Source organism: Actinomadura roseirufa, from assembly GCF_900659635.1.
Lineage (GTDB): Bacteria > Actinomycetota > Actinomycetes > Streptosporangiales > Streptosporangiaceae > Spirillospora > Spirillospora roseirufa.
The window spans coordinates 1-6,540 of record NZ_CAACVB010000351.1 but is presented as its reverse complement, the minus strand read 5'-3'; the positions used below and the strand labels follow the sequence as shown (position 1 = coordinate 6,540).

7 protein-coding genes are annotated in these 6,540 nt (G+C 75.2%); 3 read left to right on the top strand and 4 right to left on the bottom strand.

The window, feature by feature from the left end:
* The first annotated feature begins 262 nt into the window (after positions 1–262).
* Positions 263–868, top strand: a complete 606-nt coding sequence (locus E1291_RS37495) for a uridine kinase family protein (protein ID WP_207401146.1) — start codon at positions 263–265, stop codon at positions 866–868.
* An 86-nt stretch (positions 869–954) separates the two neighbouring features.
* Positions 955–1,329: an FKBP-type peptidyl-prolyl cis-trans isomerase gene (locus E1291_RS37490; protein WP_131742796.1), complete on the top strand. Its 375-nt coding sequence runs from the start codon at positions 955–957 to the stop codon at positions 1,327–1,329.
* A gap of 86 nt (positions 1,330–1,415) precedes the next feature.
* Here E1291_RS37490 and E1291_RS37485 read toward each other — a convergent pair whose 3' ends face one another.
* Positions 1,416–2,069, bottom strand: a complete 654-nt coding sequence (locus E1291_RS37485) for an SRPBCC family protein (protein WP_131742795.1) — start codon at positions 2,067–2,069, stop codon at positions 1,416–1,418.
* Between the two features lie 209 nt (positions 2,070–2,278).
* Between E1291_RS37485 and E1291_RS37480 the strand changes: the two genes are divergently transcribed.
* Positions 2,279–3,130: a polysaccharide deacetylase family protein gene (locus E1291_RS37480; RefSeq protein WP_131742794.1), complete on the top strand. Its 852-nt coding sequence runs from the start codon at positions 2,279–2,281 to the stop codon at positions 3,128–3,130.
* Here E1291_RS37480 and cutA read toward each other — a convergent pair.
* From cutA to E1291_RS37465, 3 genes are all read right to left on the bottom strand, one after another.
* Positions 3,127–5,523, bottom strand: coding sequence for an aerobic carbon-monoxide dehydrogenase large subunit (gene cutA, locus E1291_RS37475; protein ID WP_131742793.1), 2,397 nt, complete (start codon positions 5,521–5,523; stop codon positions 3,127–3,129). The genes E1291_RS37480 and cutA overlap by 4 nt on opposite strands.
* Positions 5,523–6,023 carry a (2Fe-2S)-binding protein gene (locus tag E1291_RS37470; protein WP_131742792.1) on the bottom strand — a complete coding sequence of 167 codons (501 nt, stop codon included), beginning with the start codon at positions 6,021–6,023 and terminating at the stop codon, positions 5,523–5,525. The genes cutA and E1291_RS37470 overlap by 1 nt, the downstream gene beginning before the upstream one ends.
* The coding region (locus tag E1291_RS37465; RefSeq protein WP_207401145.1) for an FAD binding domain-containing protein at positions 6,023–6,540 on the bottom strand (518 nt) is incomplete at its 5' end. The genes E1291_RS37470 and E1291_RS37465, both read right to left, overlap by 1 nt.

Here is a 6,540-nt window from a genome sequence, read left to right as displayed (position 1 = left end):
GGCCGAGCAGCTCGCCGCGCTCCAGCGCCCGTCCGGCGACCCGCACGCCGCCGCCGGGCGCGAGGCCCCCCGTCGCACCGAGCAGATCCATCGCGCGCCCCTTCCTGACCGTCGAGCCGGGCCGGCGGCCCGCCGGCGGCGGATCGGCCGCGACTCTGGAAGTATGCCGTCCGTGCCTCCGGCGAACCCGCCCGGCCCCGCACCCGGTTCCGCGCCGGGTCCCGTGCCCGATCCTCGTCCCGGTCGTGTCCACAGCTACCGCGTGCTGGCGGCGAGGCTGCTCGCGCTGCCCCCGTCCTGCGGCACGTCGCGGCTGGTGGCGATCGACGGGCCGAGCGGCGCGGGCAAGTCGACGTTCGCCGGACACCTGGCCGCCGTGCTCGCCGGCGCGCCGGTCGTGCGGTCGGACGACTTCCGCGTGCCCTGGGACGCCGACCCGCTGACCTGGTGGGAGCCGCTCGACGCGGCGGTGCTCGCGCCGCTCGCCGCCGGCCGCCCCGGCCGTCTGCGCCGCTACGACTGGCACCGCGACCGGTACGCGGAGGCGGAGGAGGTGCCGCCCTGCCCCGTCCTCGTCGTGGAGGGCGTCGGCGCCGCGTGGGCCGGGTCGCCCGCCGCGTACCGGATCTGGATCGACGCGCCGCGGGCGCTGCGCCGCGGCCGCGCCCTCGACCGGGACGGCGCGGAGTACGCCGCCGCCTGGGAGCGCTGGAGCGCCCGCGAGTCCGCCCTGTTCGAGGCGGACGGCACCGAGGCGCGCGCCGATCTGCGCGTGGACGGCACCGCCTTCACCCCGCACCGGTTCTGGACCCGCTCCCCCGGGCCGGGCCCGGCCGGGCCGGCGCCGGGCGCCCCCGGACGGCGCTGACCGGGTCTTCGTCGGCGCACGAGCGTGCCACTAGGCTGGGCTCTTCCTTTCGACAGTTCACCCGACGAGACCGCTGGAGCCCGTTCATGGCGCTTGAACGCCCCGAGATCGACTTCCCCGAGGGACAGCCGCCCACGTACCTCGACATCACCGACATCACCGAGGGCGACGGCGCGGAGGCCGCGAAGGGCTCCAACGTGTCGATGCACTACGTCGGCGTCTCCTGGTCCACCGGCGAGGAGTTCGACGCCTCCTGGAACCGCGGCGGCACGTTCGACTTCACGCTCGGCGCCGGCCGGGTCATCAAGGGCTGGGACATGGGCATCGCCGGCATGAAGGTCGGCGGGCGGCGCAAGCTCGTCATCCCGCCGCACCTGGCCTACGGCGACCGCAGCCCGAGCCCGGCCATCAAGCCCGGCGAGACGCTCATCTTCGTGGTCGACCTGGTGGCGGTCGGCTAGCCGACACCGGTCCCCTCGGGGGCCGCACCGCCTGCGGCGGGCATCGCGGGACGTGGTCCCGGGGTGCCCGCCGCCGCGTGTCCGGGTCAGCGGCGACGGCGGCCCAGGAGGTGACCGACGGCCACGCCCGCGAGGGCGACGGCGCCGCCGGCCGCGAACGCCGCGGTCATGGGCCAGGCGACCGATGCCCGTTCCGAGACCGCCGCGGCCGGGCCCTCGTGCACCCGTGGACGCACGGCACGCCCATCGGGCTCCCCCGCCGACGCCTCCGCGCCCGGTACGGCGACCTGAGCGGCGGGCTCGGGCGCGGTGAGGTCGCGCTCCACGGCGGCGAAGAACTCGCCCGCGGTGCGCCTGGCGACGCTGCCCAGCAGCCGGCCGCCGACACCGCCGATCGTCCCGCCGACGATCGCGTCCGCGTCGTAGTCGACGCGCGTGGCGCCGTCGCCCGCGGAGAGCCGCACGCGGACGGTCGCGTCCACCGTGCCGGGCGCGCCCCGCCCCCGCGCGCGCAGCGTGAACGCGTGCGGCGGATCGGGGTCGGTGAGCTCGACCGCGCCCTCGTAGGTGCCCTGGATCGAGGCGACGCCCGCCGTGACCGTCACGCGGTAGGCGTCCGGTCCCGTCTCCTCCAGGGAGCGGCATCCGGGGATCGTGCGCGCGAGGACCGCGGGGTCCCGCAGCGCGTCCCAGACGCGGGCGAGCGGCGCGGCGACGCTGGCGGTGCCGGTGACCTGCATTCTCCGACTCTAGATAACGAGGGCGCCGCCTTGAAGGCCGCGGGCGCCGCGTACACGCCGAACATCGGCGGGTCCACGGCCCGAGCGCCGGGCATGGCCAGAATGTCCGCTAAGTGCCATGCAGCCGGGCGAACCCGCGCCGGTTCGGGCGCGTCAACCGATGCGGGACGAAAGCACGGCTCCCCCCAACTGAACGGAGAACGCGGCTCATGCGAGGGAAGACGCCCGTATTCGCGATCGTGGCGGCCTGCGTGCTGGGCGTGGGCGCGGGCGGCTGGCCCGTCCTGCGCGACCAGGCGGGCGGCTCCGGTCCGAATGTGCGCGGACAGCTGGCCTCCGTGCTCGCCGACCAGCAATGGGAGACACCGAAACCCGGATCCTTCACACCGCCGTCCCCCTCCCCCGACGGGCTGCCGCCCGTGATCAATCACATCGGCACGCAGGAACGCGTCGTCTTCCTCACCATCGACGACGGCTACACCTACGACGCCGAGTTCGTGAACCTGGTCCGCAAAGAGAAAGTCCCCATTCTGACGTTCCTGACCTCGACCTACATCAAGGGCGAGGGCCAGTACTTCTGGGCGATGCGCAACGCTGGATCGCAGATGGAGAACCACACCGTCACCCACCCGAACATGGCGACGCTCGGCGCGGACGGGCAGAAGCGGGAGATCTGCAACTCCTCCGACGCCATCACCGCCCAGTACGGACGCCGTCCGCAGATCTTCCGTCCGCCGTTCGGGAGCTTCAACCAGACCACGCGCCAGGTCGCCAGGGACTGCGGCATCAAGTCGATCCTGCTGTGGTCGGCCGAGTTCTACAACGGCACCAGCGGCCCCGGCGTCGGCTTCAACGGCTTCGCGCGCGGCGACGGCGCCGGCAAGGGCTTCAAGCCCGGCGACATCATCCTCATGCACTACCGCAAGGGCCTGGCGCAGCAGTTCCAGATGATCCTCGGCTGGATCCGGACCCAGGGGTTCCGCCCGGCGGCCGTGCAGAACTACCTGCCGAAGTCCCTCGGCGGCAACGCCCCCGACGCCCCGTCCGCCGCCAAGAGCTAACACGCGCCGGGGTCCGTTGACCGGGATCGCCGTGAACGCAGTTGCCAGAGGGCGTCCGGGGAGAGCGGCATCGCGTCGATGCGGACGCCCTCGGCGTCCTCGACCGCCGACGCGATGACCGCCGACACCGGGATGACGCCCGCCTCGCCGGCCCCCTTGATGCCGAGGGGGTTGAGCGGGGACGGCGTCTCCAGGTGGCCGGTCTCGATGTGCGGGATCTCCGTCGCGTACGGCATCAGGAAGTCCATGAACGAGGCGTTCAGCAGCTGGCCCGACCCGTCGTAGACCAGCCGCTCGTACAGCGCGCCGCCGATGCCCTGCGCGACACCGCCGTGGATCTGGCCCTCCACCACCATCGGGTTGACGAGGCGGCCGCAGTCGTGGACGACCACGTACCGCAGGATCGCGATCTCGGCGGTGTCGGGGTCGACCTCCACGATCGCCGCGTGCGCGCCGGCCGCGAACGTCGAGCGGACCGGCGAGTAGTAGCCGCGTCCCTCCAGCCCCGGCTCCTCGCCCGGCGCGACCGGCGGTTCGGTGACCGGACGCGCGGTCGCGAACTGCGTCGCCGCCGCGGTCTCGGCGTCGAAGGCGTAGCGCAGCGGGTTGGACAGCACCGCGACCGTGCGCAGCGGGATCGACGCCGACGGGTCGCCGCGGACGTGGACCACGCCGCCGGTGATGTCGAGGTCGCGCGGGTCGGCCTCCAGCGCCTCGCCCGCGATGCGCAGCGCCTTCTCGCGCACCCGCCGGCAGGCCAGCGCGATCGCGTTGCCGCTCAGCACCGCGGCGCGGGAGGCGAACGTGCCGACCGCGTACCCGAACCGGCGGGTGTCGCCCGTCGTCACCCGGACGTCGTCGATCGGCACGCCCAGCTCCTCGGCGGCGATCTGCGCGAACACGGTCTCGTGGCTCTGCCCCTGCGAGGTCAGCCCGGTCGACACCAGCACCCGCCCGGCGGTGTCGATCTCCACGTGGCCGCCCTCGTACGGGCCGACGCCGGTCCCCTCGACGTACACGCCGAGGCCCACGCCGACGCGGCGGCCCCGCGCCGCGGCCGCCGCTTGCTCCGCCGCGAAGCCGTCCCAGCCGATCATCGCCCGGACCCGGCGGAGCAGCTCGGGGTAGTCGCCGGAGTCGTAGACGAGCGGACGGCCGTCCTGGAACGTCAGGCCCTGGTCGTAGGGGAACTCGTCGGGCTGGATGAGGTTGGCGGCGCGCACGTCCGCGCGGTCGAGGCCGAGGTGGCGGGCGATGCGGTCCATCGTCCGCTCCATGCAGAACACCGCCTGCGGACGTCCCGCCCCGCGGTAGGGGGTGACGATGAGGGTGTTGGTGTAGAGGCTCGTCACCTCCGCCCGGTAGGCGCCGAGCTTGTACGGGCCGGGCAGCTGGGTCGAGGTGATGATCGGGATGATGATCCCGTACGGGGTGTAGGCGCCGTGGTCGTGCAGGACGCGCACGTCCAGCCCGAGGACGCGGCCGTCGCCGTCGAAGCCGACCCGCACGTCCTGGACCTGGCCGCGCTCGTGCGCGGCGGACACGAAGTGCTCGCGGCGGTCCTCGGCCCAGGCGATCTCGCGGCCCAGCAGCCGCGCCGCCCAGGGCACGAGCACCTCCTCCGGCCACGGGTGGACGATCTTCACGCCGAACCCGCCGCCGACGTCCGGCGCGACGACCTCGACCTTGCCGTTGGGCAGCCCGAGCCGCGCGGCGATCGCGGCGCGCACGCCGGTGGACGCCTGCGTGGAGGAGTACACGCGCAGCGACTCGTCCGCGGCGTCCCAGCGCGCGCGGACGCCGCGCCCCTCCAGCGGCGTGGACGCGCTCCGCTCGATCTCCAGCCGGAACTCCAGCACGTGCGGCGCGGCGGCGACGGCCGCGGCGGCGTCCCCGACCTCCTGCACCAGCACGGCGCCGACGTTGCCCGGCACGTCGTCGTGGACGAGGTGCGCGGCGCGCGCGGCCGCCTCGACGCCGACGACGACGGGCCGCGGCTCGTACTCCACGCGGATCCGCTCGGCCGCGTCCTCGGCCAGGTAGCGGTCGCGGGCGACGACCATCGCGACGGGCTCGCCGACGTGCCGGACGACGTCGCGGGCCAGCGGGTACCCGGTGCGGCCGTGGGTCAGCGCCGGGTGCGGGATGAGCAGCGGCAGCGGCTCGCCGACCCGGCCGGGCAGGTCCTCCCACGTGTACACCGCGACCAGGCCGTCCACGTCCAGCGCGCCGGAGACGTCGATGTCGGCGATCCGGGCGTGCGCGTGCGGCGAGCGGACGAACGCGGCGGCGAGCGCGCCGGGGCCGAGGTCGTCGAGGAAGCGGCCCCGGCCGGTGAGGAGCCGGGCGTCCTCACGGCGCCGGACCGGCTCGCCGAACACGCGGGCGCCCATCACCGCCCCCCTTCCCCGTCTGGCCGGGCGAGCAGCTCGGCGGCGCGGTGCACAGACCTCACGATGTTCTGGTACCCGGTGCAGCGGCACAGGTTCCCGGAGATGCCCTCCAGGACCTGTTCCCGCGTCGGGTCCGGCGTCTCGCGCAGCAGCGCGGTGACCGTGCAGAGGAATCCGGGGGTACAGAACCCGCACTGGAGCCCGTGGCACTCGCGGAACGCCCGCTGCACCGGGGAGAGCGTGCCGTCGGGCGCGGCGAGGCCCTCCACGGTGGTGACCTCGTGCCCCGCGGCGGTGACGCCGAGCATCAGGCACGAGCGGACCGGGTCCCCGTCCAGCAGCACGGTGCAGCAGCCGCACACGCCGTGCTCGCAGCCGACGTGCGTCCCGGTGAGGCCGAGGTCGTGCCTGAGCAGGTCCGACAGCAGCCGCCGCGCGGGCACGCGGGCGGTGCGGTGCACGCCGTTGACGGTCAGCGCGATCTCGTGGGTCTCCTCCATCAGCGGACCTCTCCGCCCGGCGCGTCGGCCGCGGCCTCGCGCAGGGCGCGTTCGGTGAGCACCCCGGCGAGGTGCCGCCGGTACCCGGCGCTCGCGTGCGGGTCGGCCTCGGGATCGAGCCGCTCGCGGACGTGCGCGGCCGCCGCCGCCCAGTCGCCGCGCGGCCCGGCGGGCCCGGTCAGGTCCAGCACCAGCGGGGTCTCGGCGACGCCGATGTAGGCGGCGCGCGCGGCGGCCACCCGCCGGTCCTCGTCCAGGGTGACGGCGGCGGCGACGCCGGCGAGCGCGTAGTCGCCGTGCCGCCTGGAGGTCTCGGCGAAGGCGGTGCCGGTGCGCGGCGGCCCGGCCGGGAAGAACGCCGCGACGGCGATCTCGCCGGGCTCCAGCGCCGACTCCAGCGGCCCGCGGAAGAACGCCGCCGCCGGGATGGTGCGGCGCCCGGCCGCCGAGGCCGCCTCGACGGCGCCGCCGAGGACGGCCAGCACGGCGGGCAGCTCGGCGGCCGGGTCGGCGTGCG

Excerpts from the sequence above, each read along its gene's own strand:
- E1291_RS37490 (WP_131742796.1), top strand. The coding sequence starts at position 955 with ATGGCGCTTGAACGCCCCGAGATCGACTTCCCCGAGGGACAGCCGCCC.
- E1291_RS37485 (WP_131742795.1), bottom strand. The coding sequence starts at position 2,069 with ATGCAGGTCACCGGCACCGCCAGCGTCGCCGCGCCGCTCGCCCGCGTC.
- E1291_RS37480 (WP_131742794.1), top strand. The coding sequence starts at position 2,279 with ATGCGAGGGAAGACGCCCGTATTCGCGATCGTGGCGGCCTGCGTGCTG.
- cutA (WP_131742793.1), bottom strand. The coding sequence starts at position 5,523 with ATGGGCGCCCGCGTGTTCGGCGAGCCGGTCCGGCGCCGTGAGGACGCC.
- E1291_RS37470 (WP_131742792.1), bottom strand. The coding sequence starts at position 6,023 with ATGGAGGAGACCCACGAGATCGCGCTGACCGTCAACGGCGTGCACCGC.